This is a genomic window from Pseudomonas sp. EA_15y_Pfl1_P101 (assembly GCF_963970835.1).
In the GTDB taxonomy this organism is placed as follows: Bacteria; Pseudomonadota; Gammaproteobacteria; order Pseudomonadales; family Pseudomonadaceae; genus Aquipseudomonas; species Aquipseudomonas tritici.
The window spans coordinates 137,076-159,563 of the sequence record NZ_CAXAPA010000008.1; the positions used below are offsets into that span (position 1 = coordinate 137,076).

The 22,488-nt window shown below is 60.6% G+C and carries 24 protein-coding genes and 1 pseudogene; 12 read left to right on the forward strand and 13 right to left on the reverse strand.

The annotated features are described in order from the left end of the window. Positions 1-81: 81 nt before the first annotated feature. The gene (locus tag AACY36_RS14520; protein WP_339416839.1) at positions 82-528 is read right to left on the reverse strand and encodes a DUF4879 domain-containing protein; all 447 of its coding nucleotides are present in this window, start codon (positions 526-528) and stop codon (positions 82-84) included. A gap of 173 nt (positions 529-701) precedes the next feature. Between AACY36_RS14520 and AACY36_RS14525 the strand changes: the two genes are divergently transcribed. The 4 genes from AACY36_RS14525 to AACY36_RS14540 all read left to right on the forward strand — a co-directional run bounded on the left by AACY36_RS14525 (position 702) and on the right by AACY36_RS14540 (position 4,657). Then, on the forward strand, positions 702-1,997 hold the full coding sequence (locus AACY36_RS14525; protein ID WP_339416840.1) for an NCS2 family permease: 1,296 nt from the start codon (positions 702-704) through the stop codon (positions 1,995-1,997). After that, a complete protein-coding gene (gene trmA / locus AACY36_RS14530) occupies positions 1,994-3,073 on the forward strand; it encodes a tRNA (uridine(54)-C5)-methyltransferase TrmA (protein ID WP_339416841.1) in 1,080 nt (359 codons plus the stop codon). The genes AACY36_RS14525 and trmA overlap by 4 nt, the downstream gene beginning before the upstream one ends. 283 nt (positions 3,074-3,356) lie before the next feature. Beyond that, positions 3,357-3,806 (forward strand): type II 3-dehydroquinate dehydratase, encoded by a 450-nt coding sequence (gene aroQ / locus AACY36_RS14535; RefSeq protein ID WP_065873640.1) that lies wholly within the window; start codon positions 3,357-3,359, stop codon positions 3,804-3,806. Next, positions 3,803-4,657, forward strand: a complete 855-nt coding sequence (locus AACY36_RS14540) for a shikimate dehydrogenase (RefSeq protein ID WP_339438502.1) — start codon at positions 3,803-3,805, stop codon at positions 4,655-4,657. The genes aroQ and AACY36_RS14540 overlap by 4 nt, the downstream gene beginning before the upstream one ends. 52 nt (positions 4,658-4,709) lie before the next feature. Here the strand turns inward: AACY36_RS14540 and AACY36_RS14545 are convergent, their stop codons facing one another. After that, on the reverse strand, positions 4,710-5,351 hold the full coding sequence (locus AACY36_RS14545) for a TetR/AcrR family transcriptional regulator (protein ID WP_339416847.1): 642 nt from the start codon (positions 5,349-5,351) through the stop codon (positions 4,710-4,712). A 78-nt stretch (positions 5,352-5,429) separates the two neighbouring features. Continuing rightward, positions 5,430-7,331: a 3-dehydroshikimate dehydratase QuiC gene (gene quiC, locus AACY36_RS14550; protein WP_339438503.1), complete on the reverse strand. Its 1,902-nt coding sequence runs from the start codon at positions 7,329-7,331 to the stop codon at positions 5,430-5,432. Positions 7,332-7,541: 210 nt separating this feature from the next. Between quiC and AACY36_RS14555 the strand changes: the two genes are divergently transcribed. Beyond that, the gene (locus AACY36_RS14555; protein WP_339416851.1) at positions 7,542-8,876 is read left to right on the forward strand and encodes an MFS transporter; all 1,335 of its coding nucleotides are present in this window, start codon (positions 7,542-7,544) and stop codon (positions 8,874-8,876) included. 13 nt (positions 8,877-8,889) lie between these two features. Here the strand turns inward: AACY36_RS14555 and AACY36_RS14560 are convergent, their stop codons facing one another. Then, positions 8,890-9,768, reverse strand: coding sequence for a DMT family transporter (locus AACY36_RS14560; protein WP_339436765.1), 879 nt, complete (start codon positions 9,766-9,768; stop codon positions 8,890-8,892). Between the two features lie 199 nt (positions 9,769-9,967). Here AACY36_RS14560 and AACY36_RS14565 point away from each other — a divergent pair, with 199 nt between their 5' ends. The 3 genes and pseudogenes from AACY36_RS14565 to AACY36_RS14575 all read left to right on the forward strand — a co-directional run. After that, positions 9,968-10,381, forward strand: a complete 414-nt coding sequence (locus AACY36_RS14565) for a membrane lipoprotein lipid attachment site-containing protein (protein ID WP_049711418.1) — start codon at positions 9,968-9,970, stop codon at positions 10,379-10,381. Between the two features lie 45 nt (positions 10,382-10,426). Beyond that, entirely contained in the window at positions 10,427-11,311 is an 885-nt protein-coding gene (gene ypfJ, locus AACY36_RS14570) for a KPN_02809 family neutral zinc metallopeptidase (RefSeq protein WP_339416855.1), read from the forward strand. After that, positions 11,312-11,715: pseudogene (locus AACY36_RS14575) on the forward strand (alpha/beta hydrolase); the annotation flags it as partial. A gap of 158 nt (positions 11,716-11,873) precedes the next feature. Here AACY36_RS14575 and AACY36_RS14580 read toward each other — a convergent pair. From AACY36_RS14580 to AACY36_RS14590, 3 genes are read right to left on the reverse strand one after another with little or no spacing between them, the layout of a single operon-like run. After that, complete coding sequence (locus tag AACY36_RS14580) at positions 11,874-12,461, reverse strand: HAD family hydrolase (protein ID WP_339416857.1); 588 nt, start codon at positions 12,459-12,461, stop codon at positions 11,874-11,876. Further along, positions 12,458-13,327, reverse strand: a complete 870-nt coding sequence (tesB, locus tag AACY36_RS14585; RefSeq protein ID WP_339416859.1) for an acyl-CoA thioesterase II — start codon at positions 13,325-13,327, stop codon at positions 12,458-12,460. Before tesB ends, AACY36_RS14580 begins: the two co-directional genes overlap by 4 nt. A gap of 41 nt (positions 13,328-13,368) precedes the next feature. Beyond that, positions 13,369-13,938 (reverse strand): GNAT family N-acetyltransferase, encoded by a 570-nt coding sequence (locus AACY36_RS14590; RefSeq protein ID WP_339416861.1) that lies wholly within the window; start codon positions 13,936-13,938, stop codon positions 13,369-13,371. A 75-nt stretch (positions 13,939-14,013) separates the two neighbouring features. Between AACY36_RS14590 and AACY36_RS14595 the strand changes: the two genes are divergently transcribed. Together AACY36_RS14595 and AACY36_RS14600 are read left to right on the forward strand one after the other, a co-directional pair. Beyond that, positions 14,014-14,934: a histone deacetylase family protein gene (locus AACY36_RS14595; RefSeq protein ID WP_339416863.1), complete on the forward strand. Its 921-nt coding sequence runs from the start codon at positions 14,014-14,016 to the stop codon at positions 14,932-14,934. 170 nt (positions 14,935-15,104) lie between these two features. Further along, positions 15,105-16,349 carry a TIGR03862 family flavoprotein gene (locus AACY36_RS14600; RefSeq protein WP_339427986.1) on the forward strand — a complete coding sequence of 415 codons (1,245 nt, stop codon included), beginning with the start codon at positions 15,105-15,107 and terminating at the stop codon, positions 16,347-16,349. 62 nt (positions 16,350-16,411) lie between these two features. Here AACY36_RS14600 and AACY36_RS14605 read toward each other — a convergent pair whose 3' ends face one another. Together AACY36_RS14605 and yedA are read right to left on the reverse strand one after the other, a co-directional pair. Continuing rightward, positions 16,412-17,746, reverse strand: a complete 1,335-nt coding sequence (locus tag AACY36_RS14605) for a DEAD/DEAH box helicase (RefSeq protein WP_339427985.1) — start codon at positions 17,744-17,746, stop codon at positions 16,412-16,414. Positions 17,747-17,795: 49 nt separating this feature from the next. Next, entirely contained in the window at positions 17,796-18,692 is an 897-nt protein-coding gene (yedA, locus tag AACY36_RS14610; protein WP_339416869.1) for a drug/metabolite exporter YedA, read from the reverse strand. A gap of 160 nt (positions 18,693-18,852) precedes the next feature. Between yedA and AACY36_RS14615 the strand changes: the two genes are divergently transcribed. Then, positions 18,853-19,314, forward strand: coding sequence for an Lrp/AsnC family transcriptional regulator (locus tag AACY36_RS14615; protein ID WP_339436762.1), 462 nt, complete (start codon positions 18,853-18,855; stop codon positions 19,312-19,314). An 88-nt stretch (positions 19,315-19,402) separates the two neighbouring features. On the opposite strand, the gene AACY36_RS14620 is transcribed toward AACY36_RS14615, so the two are convergent. Beyond that, the gene (locus tag AACY36_RS14620; protein WP_339427992.1) at positions 19,403-19,651 is read right to left on the reverse strand and encodes an acyl carrier protein; all 249 of its coding nucleotides are present in this window, start codon (positions 19,649-19,651) and stop codon (positions 19,403-19,405) included. A gap of 233 nt (positions 19,652-19,884) precedes the next feature. Here AACY36_RS14620 and AACY36_RS14625 point away from each other — a divergent pair, with 233 nt between their 5' ends. Then, complete coding sequence (locus tag AACY36_RS14625; protein ID WP_339427983.1) at positions 19,885-20,184, forward strand: DUF6124 family protein; 300 nt, start codon at positions 19,885-19,887, stop codon at positions 20,182-20,184. A 155-nt stretch (positions 20,185-20,339) separates the two neighbouring features. Here AACY36_RS14625 and AACY36_RS14630 read toward each other — a convergent pair whose 3' ends face one another. From AACY36_RS14630 to AACY36_RS14640, 3 genes are all read right to left on the reverse strand, one after another. Beyond that, positions 20,340-20,951 (reverse strand): 3'-5' exonuclease, encoded by a 612-nt coding sequence (locus AACY36_RS14630; RefSeq protein ID WP_065873654.1) that lies wholly within the window; start codon positions 20,949-20,951, stop codon positions 20,340-20,342. 42 nt (positions 20,952-20,993) lie between these two features. Beyond that, on the reverse strand, positions 20,994-21,470 hold the full coding sequence (locus AACY36_RS14635) for a LabA-like NYN domain-containing protein (protein WP_065873655.1): 477 nt from the start codon (positions 21,468-21,470) through the stop codon (positions 20,994-20,996). A 117-nt stretch (positions 21,471-21,587) separates the two neighbouring features. Further along, a complete protein-coding gene (locus AACY36_RS14640) occupies positions 21,588-22,355 on the reverse strand; it encodes a DUF2076 domain-containing protein (RefSeq protein ID WP_339416879.1) in 768 nt (255 codons plus the stop codon). Positions 22,356-22,488 lie beyond the last annotated feature (133 nt).

Below are 22,488 nucleotides of genomic sequence, written 5' to 3' on the forward strand. Positions count from 1 at the left end.
TGGTCTACATCCGCGGCGTTCAGGAAAGTCGCCGTCTCAGGGGTACGACTTCCCAGGGTATTGAGCGTTCAAGGTGATTGATCAGCGGATATTGAGCTGTGTGGTCAAGGTATTTCGCGGGGGGTTGATCGAGGAGTTGCTGTACTGGAACCAGCCCTGGGCTTCGACGTTCAGGTCAAACACATAGATGTAGCCCATCAATGTGCCGGCCCCCGTGCAGGCTTCGCTGATGTTGCCCACCTGGCAAACCGCCGTGCGCTGGCCATTCAACTCAGCACCATTGAAGCGACCCATGGGGTTGTTGCCCAGGCCGACTTCCATCACAGAAACCCGGGTGGGCCCGCGGTGCTCACACATCTGGGTAGTGTTTACACGTTCCGCAATGGTCTCGCTGCACTTCGCCGACTCGACCTTGAACACACGCACTTCGCTCAAGGGCGGTGCAGTCGCGCCCCACGCCGGTGCTGCGCCGAGCAACAGGCTGATACAGGGGATCAGGACTAGACTCCACGGTTTGGCGTTTTTCATGCTGCGGGTGACCTTCGTTTAAACGTCGTCGCAGTATGCCTCAAGGCCTCGGCTGCTGGTATGATGCGCCGCTTTTTCCGATCCTCTCTGAAACCACAGGCGCTTGGCGCAGTTTGTGCTTTGACTTAGAGGTCAACAAATCACGACGCCACAGAGCGTCACAGGGAGCAGGCATGCTGGAAAAGCTGTTTCAACTCAAGGCACACAACACCAACGTGCGCACCGAGATCCTCGCGGGCATCACAACATTCCTGGCCATGGCCTACATCCTGTTCGTGAACCCGAGCATCCTCGGCGAGACCGGCATGGACAAGGGCGCGGTATTCGTCGCGACCTGCCTGGCGGCCGCCATCGGTTCGACCGTGATGGGCCTGATCGCCAACTACCCGATCGCACTCGCGCCGGGCATGGGCCTCAACGCCTTCTTTACCTACACCGTGGTCCTGCACATGGGCCATACCTGGCAGGTTGCGCTGGGTGCGGTGTTTATCTCGGCGGTGCTGTTCTTCCTGCTGTCGATCTTTCGTATCCGTGAGTGGATCATCAACAGCATTCCCCTGCCCCTGCGCTCGGCGATTGCTGCGGGTATCGGCCTGTTCCTGGCGCTGATTGCGCTGCACAACGCCGGGATTGTGGTTGCCAACCCGGCCACGCTGGTTGGCCTGGGTGACTTGAAGCAACCTGCTCCGATCCTTGCCACCCTGGGTTTCGTGCTCATCGTTGCGCTGGAAGCCCTGGCGGTACGCGGAGCCGTGCTGATTGGCATCCTGGCAGTGACCATCGTGTCGATCCTGCTGGGCGTCACCCCGTTCGGCGGCGTGACCTCAATGCCGCCGTCCCTGGCCCCGACTTTCCTGCAGTTGGATATTAAAGGCGCGCTCGATATCGGCCTGGTGAGCGTGATCTTCGCGTTCCTGTTCGTCGACCTGTTCGATAACTCCGGCACCCTGATCGGCGTCGCCAAGCGCGCGGGCCTGATGGGCAAGGACGGCCACATGCCGAAAATGGGCCGTGCGCTGATCGCCGACAGCACCGCCGCCATGGCCGGTTCGCTGCTGGGTACGTCAACGACTACCAGCTACATCGAATCGGCTGCCGGCGTGAGCGCAGGTGGCCGCACCGGTTTGACCGCCGTCGTGGTAGCGATCCTGTTCCTGCTGGCGCTGTTTTTCTCGCCACTGGCCGCCAGCGTACCTGCCTTCGCAACTGCACCAGCACTGCTGTTCGTGGCCGTACTGATGACGTCGGGCCTGGCCGAAATCGACTGGGACGATATTACCGTTGCAGCGCCGGTGGTGATCACCGCCCTGGCGATGCCCTTCACTTACTCCATTGCCAACGGCATCGCCTTCGGTTTCATCGCCTGGACCGCCATCAAGCTGCTTTCGGGCCGCTACCGTGAGCTGAACCCGGCGCTGGTGATTCTGTCGATTCTGTTCGTGATCAAGCTGGGCTGGTTCAACGCATGACTTTTGACGCCGCACGCTACACCGCTCAACTGCAAGACAAGGTCACGCGCTTGCGTGACCTGCTGGCACCGTTCGATGCACCGGAGCCACAGGTCTTCGACTCGCCCCTACAGAACTTCCGCCTGCGCGCGGAGTTCCGCCTGTGGCGCGAAGGCGGTGAGCGCCACTACGCAATGTTTTCCCAGGACGACAAGCGCACGCCGATCCTGATCGAAGCGTTCCCCATCGCAAGCGCCCGCATCAACCAGTTGATGCCGCAACTCAAGGCCGCCTGGCAAGCCAGCGCCGCCCTGAGCCACAAGCTGTTCCAGGTAGAGTTCCTCACCACCCTGGCCGGCGACGCGATGATTACTCTGTGCTATCACCGCCCGTTGGACGAGCACTGGCACACCGCCGCGAACCAGCTGGCTGCCGGCTTGAACGTGAGCATCATCGGCCGCTCGAAGGGCAAGCGCGATGTGATCGGCCATGATTACGTGGTGGAAAAACTCGACGTTGGCGGGCGCACCTTCAGCTACCGCCAACCCGAAGGCGCCTTCACCCAGCCCAACGGCACGGTGAACCAGAAGATGCTCAACTGGGCATACGAAGCCTTGGGTGACCGCCCGGATGATTTGCTCGAGCTGTACTGCGGCAACGGTAACTTCACCCTGCCCTTGGCAACCCGCGTGCGCAAAGTGCTGGCCACCGAGATCAGCAAGACCTCAGTGAATGCGGCGCTGAGCAACCTCGATGAAAACGCCGTGGATAACGTCACCCTGGTGCGACTCTCCGCTGAAGAACTCACCGAAGCGCTCAACGAAGTGCGCCCGTTCCGCCGCCTGCACGGCATCGACCTGAAGCGCTATGAGTTCGGCAGCGTGTTCGTCGACCCGCCGCGCGCCGGCATGGACCCGGACACCTGCGAACTGACCCGACGCTTCGACAACATCCTGTACATCTCCTGCAACCCGGAGACGTTGGCGGCGAACATCGCGCAACTGCATGACACGCACCGCATCACCCAATGCGCGCTGTTTGACCAGTTCCCGTGGACGCACCATATGGAGTCCGGGGTTCTGCTGACCCGCAGATAAATCTGCCAGGCACCCACAATCTCCTGTGGTTTTTCATGCATCCGTAGAATCGCTGGGCTCTAAAACCTTCTTGCGCGGCCGTCCGCCCTTCTTGCCATTGGCTCGGGCGGCATCTTAAGCGCTGTCGAGAATGACGCTCAATTGATACCCCATCCGATTCAACTGTACGACGTGTCTGATTAACGGTTCGATTATCGAACACATCCGCCGCCATCAATTGACCAAATTAACTAACCAGTACATTTTATCCACACAACTAACAAGAACTGTGGAGAAACCCTCAATGCCGCCCATCGTGCTGGTGCTCAACGGCCCCAACCTCAACTTGCTCGGCACCCGCGAGCCCGCCACTTACGGCCATGAAACCCTCGCCGACGTCGCCGCGCTGTGTGGCCGCAGCGCCGAACAGCTCGGGCTGAAAATCGAATTTCGCCAGACCAACCACGAAGGCGAATTGCTCGAGTGGATCCACGGCGCCCGCGCCCGTTGCGCCGGTATCGTGATCAACCCTGCGGCCTGGACCCACACCTCCGTAGCCATTCGCGACGCGCTGGTAGCCAGTGAGGTGCCGGTGATTGAGGTGCACCTGTCCAACGTGCATGCCCGTGAAGCGTTCCGCCATCACTCCTTTGTGTCGCCCATCGCCAAGGCAGTGCTGGCGGGGTTCGGCAGCCATGGCTACCACCTGGCCCTGGAACATTTCAGCCATCTGCTAAAAGGATCGGCCCGATGAAACCGCGCATCCTCGCTGGCCTGATCGGTGCCGGTATCCAGGCTTCCCGCACGCCGGCCCTGCATGAACGCGAAGGCGACGCCCAAGGCCTGCGCTACCTGTATCGCTTGATCGACCTTGAGCCCCTGCACTTGGACATCAACGCCCTGCCCGACCTGCTGCATGCCGCCGAGCTGATGCACTTCACCGGGCTGAACATTACCTATCCGTGCAAACAGGCGATCCTGGCGCTGCTCGATGAACTGTCCGACGAGGCCCGCGGCATCGGTGCGGTCAATACAGTGGTGTTCAAGCACGGCAAACGTATCGGCCACAACACCGATTGCCTGGGGTTCGCCGAAGGGTTTCGGCGCAACTTGAATGACGTGGCGCGCCAACGTGTGGTGCAGATGGGCGCTGGCGGTGCGGGCGCAGCGGTGGCCCACGCGCTGTTGGCGGAAGGTGTCGAGCAGTTGAGCATTTTCGACGTGGACGCCAATCGCGCCCGCGACCTTGTGGATAACCTCACGCAACGTTTCGGTGCTGGCCGGGCCCAGGTCGGCAACCACTTGGAGAACGCGATGGCCGAGGCCGACGGCGTGGTCAATACCACGCCGATGGGTATGGCCAAGCTGCCCGGCACACCGGTGCCGGTCGCTCTGTTGCGCACTGAGTTATGGGTCGCGGAAATCGTGTATTTCCCACTCGAGACCGAGCTGCTGCGCGACGCCCGCGCCTTGGGCTGCCGCACGCTGGATGGCGGCAACATGGCGGTGTTTCAGGCGGTGAAGGCGTTTGAGTTGTTCAGTGGGGAAGTGCCGGATGCAGACCGGATGTTGGCGCACTTCCAGAGCATGAACGTTTCACTGTAGGAACCGAATCCATATGTGGGGCTTGCATTTCAGCCTCGAGCCTCGCATGGACTCAAACCTGCAAATAGCGCATCACCGAGTCACAAATCATGTCCCGGTGCCGCTGTTTAATCGCTTCATCCGACAACTCAATTTGAAAGATCTCACTGAACGTATGGCGGTTGGACACACGGTAAAAGCTGAACGAGTTGATCAGCAAGTGCACGTCCAGCGGCTCCAGCCCCTCGCGAAACACCCCCATCTCGGCCCCGCGACGCAACGTCGTGCCCAGCGCTTCGAGAATGTTGCTGTTCATCGCCTTGATCGCATCCGAGCGCTTCACGTACTCGGCATTGTGGATATTTTCGATGCTGACAATGCGCACGAAATCCACGTTCTGGTCGTGGTGATCAAAGGTGAATTCCACCAGCCGACGGATCGCTTCGCGCGGTTCCAGCGCGGTGAGGTTCATCTGGGTTTCGGTAGTGCGGATGTCGCCGTAGAGCTTCTCCAGCACCTCGACGTACAACTGCTCCTTGCTGCCGAAGTAGTAATAGATCATGCGCTTGGAGGTGTGGATGCGCTCGGCGATCGCATCCACGCGAGCGCCGGAAAGGCCCTGCTGGACAAACTCCACAATGGCTTCCTGGAGTATGTTCTCGCGGGTCTTTTCCGGGTTGTTCTTACGACTCTTGCGGGGTGCCTCGGAGGTCATGGTGCGCTCACGGCCAGTGTTGTGCAGGCCGTGATTATGGGCCGCGATGCAGCCTGAAAGAAAGCACCGGACCCGCCGTTATAAACGCGCCTGGCGAACCGCACCGCTGCGCGATTTGGCCATTGCCGCCAAGCGCACCGCCACATTGGCCGCACCGTAGCCGGCATAGCCATTCTTGCGCTGGATGATCTCGAAGAAAAACCGCCCTTCGAACGGCTCGGTGTACACATGAAACAACTCACCGCCCTGGGCGTCGCGGTCGTACAGCACGTTGTAGTACGCCAGCTCGCTGAGGAACGCCTCGTCAAAATCGAAACGTGCCGCCAGGTCATCGTAATAGTTGAGCGGGATATCCAGCAGCGGCACCCCCGCCTCCTTGGCGCGGCTCACTTCGGCGAAAATATCTGCGCAATCGAAGGCAATGTGGTGCACGCCCGAGCCGCGATAGCTCGACAGGGCATGGGAAATGGCGGTATTGCGGTTCTCGGAGATGTTCAGCGGCAGGCGAATCGAGCTGCAACGGCTGCGCAGTGCACGGCTTTTCACCAGGCCGTAAGGATCGGGCAGCACCACTTCATCATCGGCCTCGAAATCCAGCAGGCTCTTGTAGAACAGCACCCAACTGTCGAGGCTGTCGGCCGGCAGGGCCATCGCCATATGGTCAATACGCAACAGGCCTGCGCTGGCCGTCGAAGCGGTTTGCAGGTTGAAGTCGGTGTCGTACAGCGTGCCTTCGCTGGGGTCCACCAAGTAAATCAGGCTGCCATCCGGTGCGCGCACGGCCGCCAATTCCAGCTCGTTGGGCCCGACCAGGCCACGATACGGCTGGCCCTTGTAGGCCACCGCGCGCTCCAGCGCCTTGGCGCTGTCCTTGACCCGGATCGCGGTGGCGCACAACGACGGCCCGTGGGCCTCGAAAAAATTGTGGGCGAAAGAATAGGGTTCGCAGTTGAGGATCAGATTGATATCACCCTGGCGCAGCAGGCTCACGCTCTTGGAGCGATGCTGCCCGGCCTTGACAAAGCCCAGGCGCTCGAGCCAATGGGTGAGCTTGGCGCCAAGGCTTTCATCGACAGCGAATTCGAGGAACTCGATACCGTCATATTCGCTGGCCGCCGGGGTATCAAACAGGATCTGGACCGGTTGCACCGGTGCTTCCTGCTTCAGGCGTTCGCGGGTTTTCTCCTCCAGGTACAGCAAGGAGCGCAGGCCATCCGCCGCATTCGCGCGGGTGGGCGCGGCGCGGAAGCCGTCGTTGAAGATTTCCAGGGACAATGGCCCGGTGTAGCCACTCTTGATGATCGGCGCGAGGAACCCCGCCAGGTCGAATTCGCCCTGGCCGGGGAAGCAGCGGAAATGTCGGCTCCATTCCAGGACGTCCATGGCCAGGATCGGCGCGTCGGCCATTTGTACAAAAAAGATCTTGTCGCCGGGGATCTCGGCAATGGCACTCGGGTCGCCTTTGAGGGACAGGGTGTGAAAGCTGTCGAGCAGTACGCCCAAGTTTGGGTGATCAACCTGACGCACCAGGTTCCACACCTGTTGCCATGTGTTCACATGCCTGCCCCAGGCCAGGGCTTCATAGCCGATGCGCAGGCCACGGCGACCGGCGTGTTCGGCCAACAGGCTCAGGTCATCGAGCAAAATGCGCTCGTCACCTACACAGTCGGCCGACGCATTGCTGCACACTAGCACCAGGTCGGTGCCCAGCTCTTGCATCAAGTCGAACTTACGTTCGGCGCGTTCCAGGTTGCGCGCCAGCCTGTCGCGGCGGCAGCCTTCAAAGTCACGAAACGGCTGGAACAAGGTGATGGCAATGCCGAGGTCGGCGCACATCTGCCTGACTTCACGAGGGCTGCCGTCGTAGTACAACAAGTCGTTCTCGAAGATTTCGACCCCATCAAACCCGGCGGCGGCAATGGCTTCGAGCTTTTCCGGCAGGGTGCCGCTCAAGGAAACAGTGGCGATGGAACGTTGCATGGGCGACTCCCGGAAATTGTTGTTTGCAGCAAATTATTCGCCCCCAGCCTACACGCAGCAATTAAAATGTACGAACCGGTTAGTTTTTAGTGCGATTATCGAACACTATGCCGGTTTGGCGAATTGACGATTTTTTAGCCACTGCGCACCATCAATGACGCAACAGACCCAGAACACACCATAAAAATTTCAAAAAACGGGTACGACCTCATGCCTCTGCAAAACTCCGCCCTGGCCGCGCGCCCGGGCACCCCGCACGCCGGCATCGGCGACAAGATCCGCGGCGCCCTGGCCGTGGGTAAAACGCGCTGGGGCATGCTGGCCCTGGTGTTTTTCGCCACCACCCTGAACTACATCGACCGCGCCGCGTTAGGCGTCATGCAGCCGATCCTCGCCAAAGAGATGAGTTGGACGGCGATGGACTACGCCAACATTAACTTCTGGTTCCAGGTCGGCTACGCCATCGGCTTTGTGCTGCAGGGCCGACTGATCGACCGAGTGGGCGTGAAACGCGTGTTCTTCTGCGCGGTATTGCTGTGGAGCCTGGCGACGGGCGCCCACGGCCTGGCCACTTCGGCGGTAGGCTTTATGGTGTGTCGCTTCATCCTCGGGCTCACCGAAGCCGCCAACTACCCGGCGTGCGTCAAAACCACGCGCCTGTGGTTCCCGGCCGGTGAGCGTGCAGTGGCGACCGGTATCTTCAACGCCGGCACCAACGTGGGCGCGATGATGACGCCGATGCTGTTGCCGTTGATCCTGCAGGTGTGGGGCTGGCAGGCGGCGTTCCTGTGCATGGCGTCACTTGGCGCGATCTGGCTGGTGTTCTGGGGTTTGAAGTACTACAACCCGGAAGACCATCCGACGGTTAAACAATCCGAGTTGGACTACGTGCAACGGGAAATCGAACCGGAACAACCCGGCGTCCCCTTCAGCCGTATCCTGCGCATGCGCGGCACCTGGGCCTTCGCCATCGCCTACGCGCTGACCGCGCCAGTGTTCTGGTTCTACCTGTACTGGCTGCCGCCGTTCCTGAATCAGCAATACAACCTGGGCATCAACGTCACGCAGATGGGCATCCCGCTGATCATCATTTACCTGACCGCCGACTTCGGCAGCGTGGGAGGCGGGATTCTGTCGTCATTCCTGATCGGCCGTGGCATGAACTCGATCAAGGCCCGGCTGCTGTCGATGCTGCTGTTTGCCTGCTGCATCGTCAGCGTGATCATGGCTGCCGGCTCCAGCCAGCTGTGGGTCGCCGTGCTTGCCATCTCCCTGGCGATTGGTGCGCATCAGGCCTGGACCGCCAACATCTGGAGCCTGGTGATGGACTACACGCCCAAGCACATGATGAGCACGGTGTTTGGTTTCGGCGGCATGTGCGCGGCCATCGGCGGTATGTTCATGACTCAGATCGTCGGCCACATCCTTACCGTGACCAACAATAACTACACCGTGTTGTTCACGCTGATCCCGGCGATGTACTTCATTGCGCTGATCTGGATGTACTTCATGGCGCCGCGCAGAATTCCTACCGTAGACGTCTGAGCTTCCCCCTGAGCTATCTGCGCCGCTGCTGCCAGGCAGCGGCCAGCCCGCTCATGCAGATCACCCCGATGCCGACCACCGTGGTCAAGTCGGGGGTATGGTTGAACACCAGCCAGCCCAACAACCCCGCGAATACGATCTGGCAATAGCCGAACGGCGCCAACAAGGCTGGCGCCGCGAAGCGGAACGCCTGGGTCAGCATCAAGTGCGCGGTCATCCCGCATGTGCCCAGGGCCAGCATCAACACGCCATGCCACAGCGTCGGGACCTGCCAGAAGAACGGCACCATCGCACTCATCACCAAGGTATTGCACAGGCCGGCAAAGAAGTTGCTGGTGGTGGGGGTGTCGACTTTACTCAGGATGCGCGTCAGCAGTTGGTAGAAGCAGAAGAACATCGCCGAACACAGCGGCAGCAATACGGCCGGGGTAAACAGCTCGCCGCCGGGGTGGATGATGATCAGCACGCCGACAAACCCGCAGATAACCGCCAGCCACTGGCCGCGCGTCACGTGCTCGCCGAGCAGCGGCACCGAGAGCGCCGTCACCAGGATCGGCGCGAGGAAGTTAACCGCCGTGGCTTCCGCCAGCGGGATGTAATGCAGCGCCGCAGTAAAAAACAGGCTCGTGCCCAGCAGGCACAGCGCCCGCACCACCTGCATCCCCGGTCGTTTGCTGCGCAATACGCGCAGGCCTGATTGCGGCAGGAAGATGCCGGCCATCAACAAGGTATGCACCAGGTAACGCGCCCACACCACCATCACGACGGGGTAGAACCCCGCCAGGTATTTGGACAAGGCGTCATGGCTGGAAAACAGAAACGTCGCCAGCACAATCAGCAGGATGCCTTTGAAAGGGTGGTTGACGCCGGATAGAGGAGTACTGACGGTCATTGAGTTCTCTTGCGTGGCGGGCTGAACACTGTGCACTAAATGAAATAGCGCTCAACCCGGTAATCTAGCAGCCGGGCCGGAGTCTGCCCCAAGAGCATAACCAAACACCGTGCGAACAGCGCACTAAATCACGGGATTCGAGTCCAACGCTGCACGTTGACTGCCGTGTTGCACACTTTTTAACCAAGGCCCTGCCGCTATGAAAAAAACCCTCTTTGTTCTGTCTGCCCTTGCCCTGCTCACCGCTTGCAATCAAGAAGCCAAGGAAGCCCCCAAACCTGCCCCTGCTTCGGTGCAGGCCACCCTGGTGCCAGAGACCCCGCCCACCGACAAATGGGTCGGCAAGTGGATCGGCGTCGAAGGCCTCAACCTGACCATCGCCAAGGACGACAGCATTGGCCGTGGTCATTACATCCTCACCATGCAATACGGCCTCGACGCCGACGACTCAGGCACCTTCAAGGGTGAAGCCGCCGAAGACGGCATCGCCTTCACCCGCCCCGACGGTCCACAGCTATTGCGGGCTGGCGACGGTGCCGCCACCGGGCTGAAATGGCTGGCGGATAAAAAGGACTGCCTGATTGTCGATACCGGCGAAGGCTATTGCCGCTAATAACGACCATAATCAAACACTGTCATCACCCAGAGGATTGCCCACATGCTATGGAAAAAAGGCCGACGCAGCGACAACGTGGTGGATGCACGCAGTGACGGCGGCGGTGGCGGCGGCATGCGCTTTGGTGGCGGCAAAGGCCTGAGCCTGGCGGCGATTGTGCTGATCGTCGGCATCGGCTGGCTGACCGGCCAGGACCCGATGCAGATCCTCGGCCAGTTGACCGGCCAGATGGAACAGGCACCGTCGGTGAGTACACAGCCGCGCCAGGCGCCGCCGGCCAACGATGAGCAAGCCGATTTTGTGCGGGCCGTACTGGGCGATACCGAAGACACTTGGGGCCAGGTGTTCCAGGAAAACGGGTTGGCCTACAAGAATCCGAAACTGATCCTGTTCCGTGGCCGGGTGAATTCGGCCTGCGGTGGTGCCACCTCGGCCAGCGGCCCGTTTTATTGCCCGGCTGACCAGCAGGTGTACCTGGACCTGGGGTTTTTCCGGGAAATGTCGCAACGCTTCCAGGCCGCCGGCGACTTTGCCCAGGCGTATGTGATCGCCCACGAAGTCGGGCACCACGTGCAGACGTTGCTCGGCATCTCGTCGAAAATCCAGGCCGCGCGCCAACAGGGTCGGCAAATGGAGGGCGATGGAGGTCTGCTGGTCCGTCAGGAACTGCAAGCCGACTGCTTCGCCGGGGTGTGGGCCAACCGTGCGCAAAAGCGCTTGAACTGGCTGGAGCCCGGCGACATTGAAGAAGCGCTGAATGCGGCCAACGCAATTGGCGACGACCGCTTGCAGCAACAGGGTCAGGGCCGTGTCGTACCGGACTCGTTTACCCACGGCACCTCGGCACAGCGGGTACGCTGGTTCAAGACTGGCTTCGCCCAGGGCCAGATCAATCAATGCGATACGTTTACGGCCAAGAGTCTCTAGATGAATAAACGATTGGGATTGCTGCTGGGTTTGGTGCTGACCTGCTCTACCACCTTGGCCGCCGAACATGGCGTCAAAGTCGTGAGTCCCGATCGTTTTCACCTGGATGCCGGTGACCTCAGCCTCGGCGTGAGCCAGGACTGGCGCCAGCCGCTGCCCCAAGTCACCCGTGCATTGATCATCGTGCAGGGTCGCCTGCGTACGCGCAGACTTACCTGCAAAGCGGTGAAAACGCCGCCGAGCACGCAGGCCAAGCTGCCAATACGCTGGTGATAGCGCCGCAGTTTCTGAATGAGTTCGACGTGAAGCGCAACCACCTGGACAACCAGGTACTGCGCTGGAAGGGCAATGACTGTCGCGGGCACAACTATTTTGTGCGACCTCCAGCAGCGGCATCCGCAGGTGGGCCACAGGTGGGTGGAAGAGCCTGGAGTGGGGCATAACGGGGATGGGATGTTTACGTCACCGGAGGGGCAGAAGGTACTGTTCACAAATTAACAGACAAAACCGGATCAACATGTGGGGGCTTGCTCGCCCCCACATTTGATTTTCGGTGTCCGGTTTAAATCATCCGACGCAGCGCCACGCAATCCTCGGCATGCCAATCCGCCAACTCCGGCCACGGGTTCTCGGGCAGGTTAACCAACACCGTCCGCGCACCTGCCGCTCGGCCACAATCCAGGTCGAAGCGGTAATCACCGACCATCACCATCTCGCTCGGCGCGACATCCCAAGCGGCTGCCAGTTTCAGAAAACCACCCGGGTCCGGCTTCGGTGGCGCATCTTCACGCCCCAGCACATCCTCGATGGCAAAACAGTCCGCCAGGCCAATCGCCTCCAGCGTAACGTGGGCCAACTCCCGCGCATTGCGGGTCAGGATGCCCAGGCGATAACCACGCCCGGCCAGCTCGCGCACCAACTCAACCGCGCCTTCTGCGGCGACCGAACCCAGCGCCAACTCGCGCTCATGCTCCAGCAGCCAGGCATGCTTGGCCGCCGCCTCATCCGCGGGCAACGCCGCCAGATGGGTGAGAATATCGTCCTCGGGCGGGATCTCCAGGGCCACGCGAATGGCCGCAAAGTCATGCACGGCCACCGTCAGCGTGCCATCCATGTCGAACACCCAGTGCTTAACGTCGGTCAGGCTCATGCCCAGTCCTTGCGATGGCGAATCAAGCCTTCCTGGGTCACCGAGGCCACCAGTTGCCCGGCGCGGTTGTACACACTGCCCCGGGAGAACCCACGGGAATTGCCGGCCCACGGGCTGTCCATGGCGTACAGCAACCAGTCATCGGCACGCAGGTCAGCGTGAAACCACAGCGCATGGTCGAGGCTGGCGACCTGCATGTCTTTCTGCCAAACGGTCTTGCCATGGGGCAGCAACGAGGTGGTCAACAGGCCGAAGTCAGAGGCGTAGGCCAGCAGGTACTTATGCAGCGCCGGCGCGTCGGCCAAAGCGCCGTCGGCACGAAACCACACGTATTTGACCGGGTCGGATGGCTGCGGATTGAACGGGTCTTTTTCGGTGACCGGGCGCACTTCAATCGGCTTGGGGCACAGCAACTTGTCGCGCATAGGCTCGGGGATCAAGTGCGCACGCTGTTTGGTCAGCTCAAGCTCGGACGGCAAATTTTCCGGTCCGACCACCACGGGCATGGTGGTCTGATGGTCAAAACCTTGTTCGTCGTACTGGAACGAGGCACTGCAGGTAAAGATCGGGTGGCCCTTCTGGATCGCCGTCACACGACGTGTGCTGAAACTGCCGCCGTCGCGTACGCGGTCCACTGAATACACCACCGGCAACGCCGCATCACCAGGACGCAGGAAGTAACCATGCAGGGAATGCACGTGCCGCGCTTCTTCTACAGTCTGGCTGGCGGCCGACAGCGATTGGCCGAGCACCTGGCCGCCGAACAGTTGGCGAAAACCCAGGTCCTGGCTGCGGCCGCGAAAGAGGTTTTCCTCGATCGGCTCCAGGGTCAGCAAGTCCACCAGATCTTCCAATACTTGGCTCATAGAGCAACTCCTACAACAATCGAGAGGGCATTCCGGGCTGCTTATCCGTGCAGCGTGTCCAACCATTGGGCGCGGGTGATGCGATACAAAACATGATGGCGCAGCGGGTCATCGGCTGCGACCTTGGGGTGTTCAAAATCTGCCTGGGGATCGTAATGCATACCGATGGCCTGCATGACTTTTTGTGACGGCAGATTGGATTCCGTGGTGAAGGCAACGATTTCGTCCAGTTGCAAGCGGTCGAAACCACAGCGCAGCGCGGTCCACGCCGCCTCGCTGGCGTAACCCAGGCCCCAGTGTTCGCGAGCCAGGCGCCAGCCGATTTCCACCGCTGGGGTAAAATCCGCTTCGAAGCTGACATTCAGCAACCCGGTAAGGCCGATGAAGTCACCGGTGTCCTTGCGCTGCAATGCCCACAGGCCAAAGCCATATTCGGCGAAATGACCACGAACCCGGCCGATCAACGCAGCGCTTTCCAGATGGCTCAGCTTGGCCGGGAAATAGCGCATCACCTGCGGGTCGGCGCACATGCGCGCAAACGCCAGCAGGTCGCTGTCGCGCCATTGGCGCAGCACCAGCCGTGCGCTTTCCAATTCGAGTATCGGCTCCATGGGTCCCCTCCCTTGCGATGTGCGTGAGTGTACAGCGCTGGTAAGATCCGTCGCAGGTTCCCGTCAGAAAATCCTATGCCTTTGCCGTTGATCTATCACGATGACTACAGCCCCGAGTTCCCGGCGGATCATCGCTTCCCCATGGACAAATTCCGCCTGTTGCGCGACCACCTGGTGTCCACGGGACTGACCGAGGACAGCCAACTGCTGCGCCCACAACTGTGCCCACCGCAGATTCTGGCCCTGGCCCATGACGCTGGGTATATCGAGCGCTATATGAGCGGCGAGTTGTCCCGCGAAGACCAACGGCGCCTCGGTCTGCCTTGGAGCGAAGCGCTGGCGCGACGCACTGTGCGTGCAGTCGGCGGCTCCATTCTCGCGGCGGAACAGGCGCTGGACCATGGCCTGGCCTGCCACCTGGCCGGGGGCACCCATCACGCCCATTACGATTATCCGGCCGGCTTTTGCATCTTCAATGACCTGGCGGTGATCAGCCACTACCTGCTGGCGAGCGGCCGCGTCAACCGCGTACTGATCTTCGACTGCGACGTGCATCAGGGTGATGGCACCGCGCGCATTCTCCACGACACGCCGGACGCCATCACTGTGTCGCTGCACTGCGAAAAGAACTTCCCGGCGCGCAAGGCCCAGAGCGACTGGGACATCCCGCTGCCGATGGGCATGGGCGATGCCGATTACCTCAAGGTGGTGGACGACGCGCTCAACTACCTGCTGCCGCTCTACCAGCCCGACCTGGTGCTGTACGACGCCGGCGTCGATGTGCATAAAGACGACGCCCTCGGTTACCTCAAGCTGACAGACGAAGGCGTCGCCGCCCGCGACGAAAGCGTCATGCGCCACTGCCTGGGGCGCGACATCCCGGTGATGGGCGTGATCGGCGGCGGCTACAGCAAGGACCGCCCGGCCCTCGCCCGCCGCCACGGCATCCTGCACCACAGTGCGCAACGGGTCTGGACGTCATCAGGTTGTCATTGAACCGTGGGCGTTACCCACAATGCCTGTGGAACCACCTGTGGATAACTTGAGCGTAAGCACCTGAAAGCCAGAAGCAGTATGGCCTGTAGGAAGCTGTACATTTTTTGATCAGGCAGTTGCGCCGTCCTCGGGTAGAATGCTCGGCCTATTCAGCGACCGTAGCCCAGCCCATGCCTCAGACCCCTGCTCTTCACGTTGCCATTATCGGCGGCGGCCCCACCGGGCTGATGGCTGCTGAAGTCTTGAGCCAGGCAGGCGTGCGCGTGGACCTGTACGACGGCATGCCCTCGGTGGGGCGCAAGTTCCTGCTGGCCGGGGTGGGCGGCATGAACATCACCCATTCCGAGGCGTACCCGGCGTTCCTGTCACGTTACGCCGAGCGCGCGCCGCATATGGCGCCCTTGTTGCGTGGGTTTGGTGCCGAAGCGTTGTGCGAATGGATCCATGGCTTGGGCATCGAAACCTTTGTCGGCACCTCTGGCCGCGTATTTCCTACCGACATGAAAGCTGCCCCCCTACTGCGTGCGTGGCTCAAGCGCCTGCGCGATCAAGGCGTGGTTATCCACACTCGCCATCGCTGGACCGGCTGGAATGCCCAGGGTGATTTACTTATCCACAGCCCGGATGGCGAAAAAACTGTCCACAGCGAGGCAGTGTTGCTGGCCCTCGGCGGCGGCAGTTGGTCGCGCCTGGGTTCTGACGGTGCCTGGCTCAAGCTGCTGGAAGACAAAGGCGTGCCTTACATCCCATTGCAACCCAGCAATTGTGGCTTCGAGGTGTCGGCCTGGAGCGAATTGATGGTCAGTAAATTCGCCGGTGCGCCGTTGAAAAACGTCGCTATCGGCCTGGGGGATGACAAGCCTCGGTTAGGGGAATGTGTGGTCACTGCCACCGGTATTGAGGGCAGTTTGATCTACGCACTGTCGGCGCCGATTCGTGAGGCGATCAACCGCGACGGTTCGGCCACGGTGCATATCGACCTATTGCCGAGCAAGCCGCTGGATAAGGTCCTGGCTGCCTTGTCAAAGCCACGTGGCTCGCGCTCGATGAGCAAGCACTTGCACAGTCAGTTGGGGTTGGATGGGGTGAAAGCGGCGCTGTTGCGTGAGTTGGCACCGGCAGAGCACTTCAACGATCCGGCGCAATTGGCGGTGGATATCAAGGCGTTGCCGTTGACGCTGGTGAAGACGCGACCGATGGATGAGGCGATCAGCACTGCGGGCGGCGTGCCGTTTGAGGCGTTGGATGAGCGCTTGATGCTCAAGCAATTGCCGGGGGTGTTTTGTGCGGGGGAGATGCTGGATTGGGAAGCGCCGACGGGGGGCTACCTACTGACGGGATGCTTTGCCAGCGGATGGGCGGCTGGGCGTGGGATGTTGGAATGGCTTAAAGGCAGTTGCAAGCTGCAAGCCTAGAGCTGCAAGCAAGAGCAGCGTCGTGTCCACTTGCAGCTTTTGGCTCGCAGCTCATAGCGGCTCTATTTCTTCTTACGCGGCCCAGTATTAAACACAGGCACCTTGCGCACCGGCTTGATCGAAGGCTCCACCGGCGCTGCATCCCCGCTGTCCACCCACTTGCCCAGGTTGCGCTTACCGCCACCACTCGACGTTTTAGGCTTCTTCGGTTTTTTCGGCTTCTTCACCACTTGCCCGCTGGCATCGGTGTCCGGCACGCGGTGCTCCGGTTCGAAATCCTGCTCCATATGCCGGCTCAGCGTCTGACGCGTCAGCATCTCAATGGCCGACAGCATGTTCACTTCATCGGCGCACACCAGGGAAATCGCTTCACCGGTATTGCCCGCGCGACCGGTGCGGCCGATGCGGTGGATGTAGTCCTCAGCCACGATTGGCAGGTCAAAGTTGACCACCAGCGGCAGGTCTTCGATGTCCAGCCCACGGGCCGCCACATCGGTAGCCACCAGGATCTGCACATCACTCGATTTAAAACGGTCCAGCGCACGTTGGCGAGTGGCTTGCGGCTTGTCGCCGTGGATACCATCGGCATTGATACCCAGGCCTTGCAACTTATCCACCAGCGCATCCACGCCGTTACGGGTCTTGGCGAACACCAGCACCTGCTTCCAACGGCCTTTGCGCATCAGGTGCACAAACAGCTCTGCCTTACGCTTCTTGTCCACCGGCACCACCCATTGCTTCACAGTGTTGGCGGCGACGTTGCGCGGGCTGACTTCGATGGTCAGCGGGTCGTTGAGCATCTGCCCGGCGAGCAGGCGGATCTCATCGGAAAAGGTGGCGGAGAACAGCAGGGTCTGGCGCTTTTTCGGCAGCATGCGATAAATGTTGGCAAGCTCTTCGGAGAAGCCCAGGTCGAGCATGCGGTCGGCTTCGTCCAGTACCAGGGTTTGCAGCTGGTTGAGTTTCAGCGCGTTCTGGCGGAACAGGTCGATCAAGCGGCCAGGCGTGGCGACAAGGATGTCGACGCCTTTGCGCAGCTTCATCATCTGCGGGTTGATGCTCACGCCGCCGTACACGGCGTAAGTGGTCAGCGGCAGGTTTTGCGCGTACTCGGCAACGCTGGCGTGAACCTGTTCGGCGAGCTCGCGGGTTGGGCACAGGATCAGCGCACGCGCCGAGTTGGCAGCGACTTTCGGCCCTGCCATGGTCAGCAACTGCAGCAGCGGCACGGCGAAACCGGCGGTCTTGCCGGTGCCGGTCTGGGCCGCGGCCATCAGGTCGCGACCGGCCAGCACCGCCGGAATGGCTTGCGCCTGCACCGGCGTCGGGGTCTGGTAGCCAAGCGTCTCAAGGGCGCGCAGCAAGGGTTCGATCAGGCCAAGTGTGGCGAAAGTCATGTGTTTACCGTAGGAAAAATTCAGCGCACTGCGCGTAATGCGCGGCAGTTTACCTTATTTCCGGCTTGGGCTTGCGCCACTGGGGCAGGCTGATCAATAGCACCGCGCTGATAATCACCAGCATCGCAAGGGCTTCTTCCATGCCGATGGTCTCGCCCACGAATACGATCCCCAACAACACCGCCACCGCCGGGTTGACGTAGGCATAGCTGGTAGCCGCCGCCGGGCGTACATGCTTGAGCAGGTACATATAAGCGTTAAAGGCGATGATCGAACCGAACACAGCCAAATAGGCCAGGGCCAGCCAACCTTCCAGCGGTGGCATAGCCTGCAGGCGCTCACCGGTCAACACGCTGCCGATCAACAACGTGACGCCGGCCACCAACATTTCTGCGGCACTGGCCATGGCCCCTTGAGGCAGCGGCAAGCGCCGGCTCCACACCGAACCAAATGCCCACGAAGCGGCAGCAAATAACAGCAAGGCAGCGCCCGTTGGGCTCGATTGCAAGGTGCTGCCCATGTTGAGCATGGCGATGCCGATAATCCCCAGGACCACCCCGGCCCATTCCAGACGGGTATTGCGCGCGCCCCAGAAATAGCCACAGAGCAAGGTGAACAACGGCACGGTCGCCACGGCCAGTGCGGCAACACCGGACGACACACCCGAGTGCTCGGCCAACGTCACCGAGCCGTTGCCGAAAGTCAGCAGCAAAATGCCGATTTTGGCGGCGGCCTTCCACTGCTCCCAGGTCGGCGCCGGCGCCCCGCGCCAGCGTAAATAGCCGTACATCGCCGCGCCCGCCAGCAAAAAGCGAATCCCACCGAGCATCAACGGCGGCCAGTACTCCACGCCAATCCGGATCACCAGGTAGGTAGACCCCCAGATCACATACAACGCAAAAAAGGCGGCGATCAACGGTAAGGGAAAGCGACGTGAGCCAGGCATTGGGCAGCTCTATGGCAGGTGTAGGGAGGCTTATTCTAAAAAAGCAGGTCGATAAACATAAGTTACAAAACCTGTTTAAACCGCCCATACACTTTTCAAAGCATGGTTATCAGCGCTATAAGCCATGTTTTCGAAAGCCACGCGTTACCGGAGCCTTATCATGGACAAATACGACCGCCTGCTCCTCAGCGCCCTGCTCGAAGACGGCCGCGCCTCCTACGCGCAACTCGCCCGCAAGGTAAACCTCTCCGCCCCCGCCGTCGCTGAGCGAGTGGCCAAGCTCGAGGCCAGCGGAGTGATCACCGGTTATCAGGCCAAGGTGGACCTGTCCAAAGTCGGCTTGCCGATTCAATGCGTGATGGAGTTGCGGCTGACTAACCATGGCAGCCAAAAGACCTACGACGCCCTGGCGCAAATCCCTGAGCTGACCGAGTGCCATCGGGTGACGGGTGATCCATGTGTGATCATGCAAGCGGCAGTGGGCAGCATGCCCGAGCTGGAAAACCTGATTAATCGGGTAGCGAAGTTCGGGTTCAGCAAGACCTCGATCATTTTGTCGAGCGCGATAGAGCGGCGGGTGCCGTTGGGGCAGTTGGAGCGGGTCGGGAAGAGTGGTGGCTGACCCACCGCCATCGCGGGCAAGCCCGGCTCCCACCGTTGAAATGCATTCCAACTGTGTGTGTGGCTTGCCTGCGATGACGTAAGTTGCATCAATGCACCTTTGAGCCCTCAACAATCAAATCGACAATCTGCTTGATCGTGGTGATGTGATCCCAATCTGCCTGTGTCGCTTGCAGCTTGAACTGCCACTTGATCTGCATGACAAAGCAGGTCAAATCGTCATCAATGATCTTGAAGTCATGAATGAAATCCGTTTGCTCTGTCACTTGGCTGCGGTCGATGAAGCCAATGATATCGACGAACAGTTGGATGACCTTTTCGCTGATCTCGGCCCTCATTTGGCTAACTCTCTTTTTTTCTCCCCCGATATACGAAGATGTACCAGAGGGCTGTTCTAAATGGCCAGCAAGACCGCTCCCTTTCACTTGCGGGAAGTTTCCGAGCGAGCTTCAACCCCTTGCTCCGCAAAGACTGCACCACTAATCTGCCCCACGTCATCGGCCCCTCGATGACCGGAAGTGCAAGCCGAAATTGACGGAAGGAGCGAGTCAAATACTCTGGAGTTCTGAACATGATCAAAGCAACTTCCACATCGAACGCAAACTTCCTCAGCGAAGACGCCCTGCTCAATCGCCGAGCCATCGACTACTACCTCAAAGCCTGCGCCCCGGATGCGCCGAACTTTATCTTGAATGACAACCTGAGCTTCGAAGATGCCCTGGCCCATGCGGCGGACTTGCTGCATTGCGCGGTGGAGACGGTGCAGGATTCGGGTGAGGTGCTGAGTGCGCAGCAGCGGGCGGTGATGCATTTGGTGGGGATGGCGAAGGGGGTGGTGGATCGGGCCCTGGAGTGTGTACAGCCTCGATGAGCGCCGCCTAACTAATGTGGGAGCGGCGGTGCGACGATTCGACTTGCTCGCGAATGCAGCGTGTCAGTCGCCGAATAAACTGAATGTTACACCGCATTCGCGAGCCAGCCCGCTCCCACATTTTGATCTTCAGTGTTTTTGGGATTGTGGCTGGATCAGAACCCGCGATGTTTCTTCAGGTGCTCATTGATCTTCGCCGCCGGCACTTTCTGCAAGGTGCACAGCAGTTCGTGGGACAGTTCGCGCAGGCCGTGGGTACCGCGCAGTTGCTGGGCCAGGTGCGCGGTGAGGTTAGCGGCCATCTCGGCATCCGCCATCGCCCGGTGAGCCTTGCCGGTGTGGGGCAGTTGGGCAAAGGCGTTGAGCGTGCCAAGTTTGTGGTTGGGCGCGGTGGGCATCAAGCGGCGAGCCAGCAGCAGGGAGCAGGCAAATTTCTGCAGACGGGTGCGGCGGATCAGGCCCAGCTCGTAATCCCAGAATTTTTGGTCGAACGCGGCGTTGTGCGCCATCAACGGCGTGGTGCCGACGAATTCGTTGACCTCGTTCATCACACGCTCCGCCGGCGGTGCGCTGCGCAGCATGGCGTTGCTGATGCCGGTGAGTTGCTCGATGAAACCGGGGACGCGCACGCCTGCGTTCATCAGGCTCTGGTAGCGGTCCACGATCTGGCCGCGTTCGAGGATAACCACGGCGATTTCCGTAGCGCGGCAGTGGCTGCTCGGGGTGATGCCAGTGGTTTCAAAGTCGATGACCGCTATACGTTCCAAACCTGTTCCAACTCCGTCTAACAATTTATTAAGCCGCAGCGCTTATTTGAGCAACAACGCGCCTTCGATGGGTACGTAGCGACTGGCAGCGCGTATCAGTGAGTTGGCCGTCAGCCCCGGCACGCCGTAAGCCACGGCTTCAACGCCGTGCTTGTGGATGATGCGGTCGAGCAGCATGTCGAAATCACCGTCGCCGGAGGCCAGCACGATTTCGTCGACGTGGTCGGCGGCGTCCATGATGTCGAGGGTGATGCCCACGTCCCAGTCGCCTTTGGCCGAGCCATCACTGCGCTGGATGTACGGCTTGAGTTTTACCGTAAAGCCGAGGTTGCGCAGGATCTGCTGGAATTGCTGCTGCTTGCTGTCGCCGCGGTCGATGGCGTACGCATAGGCCTCGACAATCTGCCCCCGCGAGCTGATGTCAGCCCACAGGGCGGCGTAGTTGAAGTGGCAACCATAGGCCTGGCGGACGGTGTAGTAGAGGTTTTGCACATCGGCGAACACTGCAATTTTCTTCACCGCACTTCCTCATGACAGCCAGGCGCCAGCGCCCGGAAAGGCTGCCAGTATGCCAGCCGCGAGAACGTTTCCGGGAAAAATCAGACCGGGGCGACGAAGCACCCCGATCACGGTGTGTCAGACGAAGGAATCGTCGTCGCCGAAGGAAGAGGAATCGTCGGCGTAATCGCTGTCGGCAAAGCTGTCCGAGGCGTTGTCGTTGCCCCAGCTGTCATTGCCGGCAAACTTCTGGTCATCGTTGCCCCAGTTGCCATTGTCACTGGCAGGCGCGGGCTCTTCGCGGATGATTTCCTCGACGACTTGCGGCTGTTGTGAGTTGTGGTTGAACAGGCTGCTGATGCCCTCTGCCAACATCACACCACCGGCCACACCGGCAGCAGTTTTCAACGCACCACCGAGGAAACCACTGCCAATTGGAGCGGCTGGCGCTTGCTGTGGCTGTTGATAATTCGGCTGCGGGGCGCCGTAGTTTTGCTGCGGCGCAGGCTGGCCAAAGGAAGGCCGCGCCGGTTCACGCCAACCGCCGCTGGAAGAGGCTGGCGCGCTCTGTGCCGGTTGCGAATCACGTGAACCGCCTCCGCCAAAGATGCTCGACAAGAAACCACCGCCACCCGAAGCGGCGGGTGGCGCGGATTTGGCCCGTTGCAGCTCATCCTGCAATTGCTGGATCTGCTGCGCCTGTTGTTTGTTCTGCGCGTCGAGAGTCTTGAGCGCGTGTTCCTGCACCAGGATCGACTGGGTCATGAAGTACCCGGCCGCCGGTTGGCGAGTCATGTGCTCCTTGATCCGCGCTTCGGCCTGGGCGTCGCGGGGGGCTGAGTCCGTTTCGGCTTGCTGCAACCGTGAAAACAGTCCATCGATCAGGGTTTGCTCTTCGCTGTTCATGGCGACCTCGTTAGATTGCCGGTAGAAATCGTGGTCTCGCCTTTAATCAGGCGCCGTCTTAGTTATGGGGGTGTTACGAGTTGTTTCAATGGTCTTTACTCAAGGTTTACGTTTGCGTACCGCCAGCCTTGAT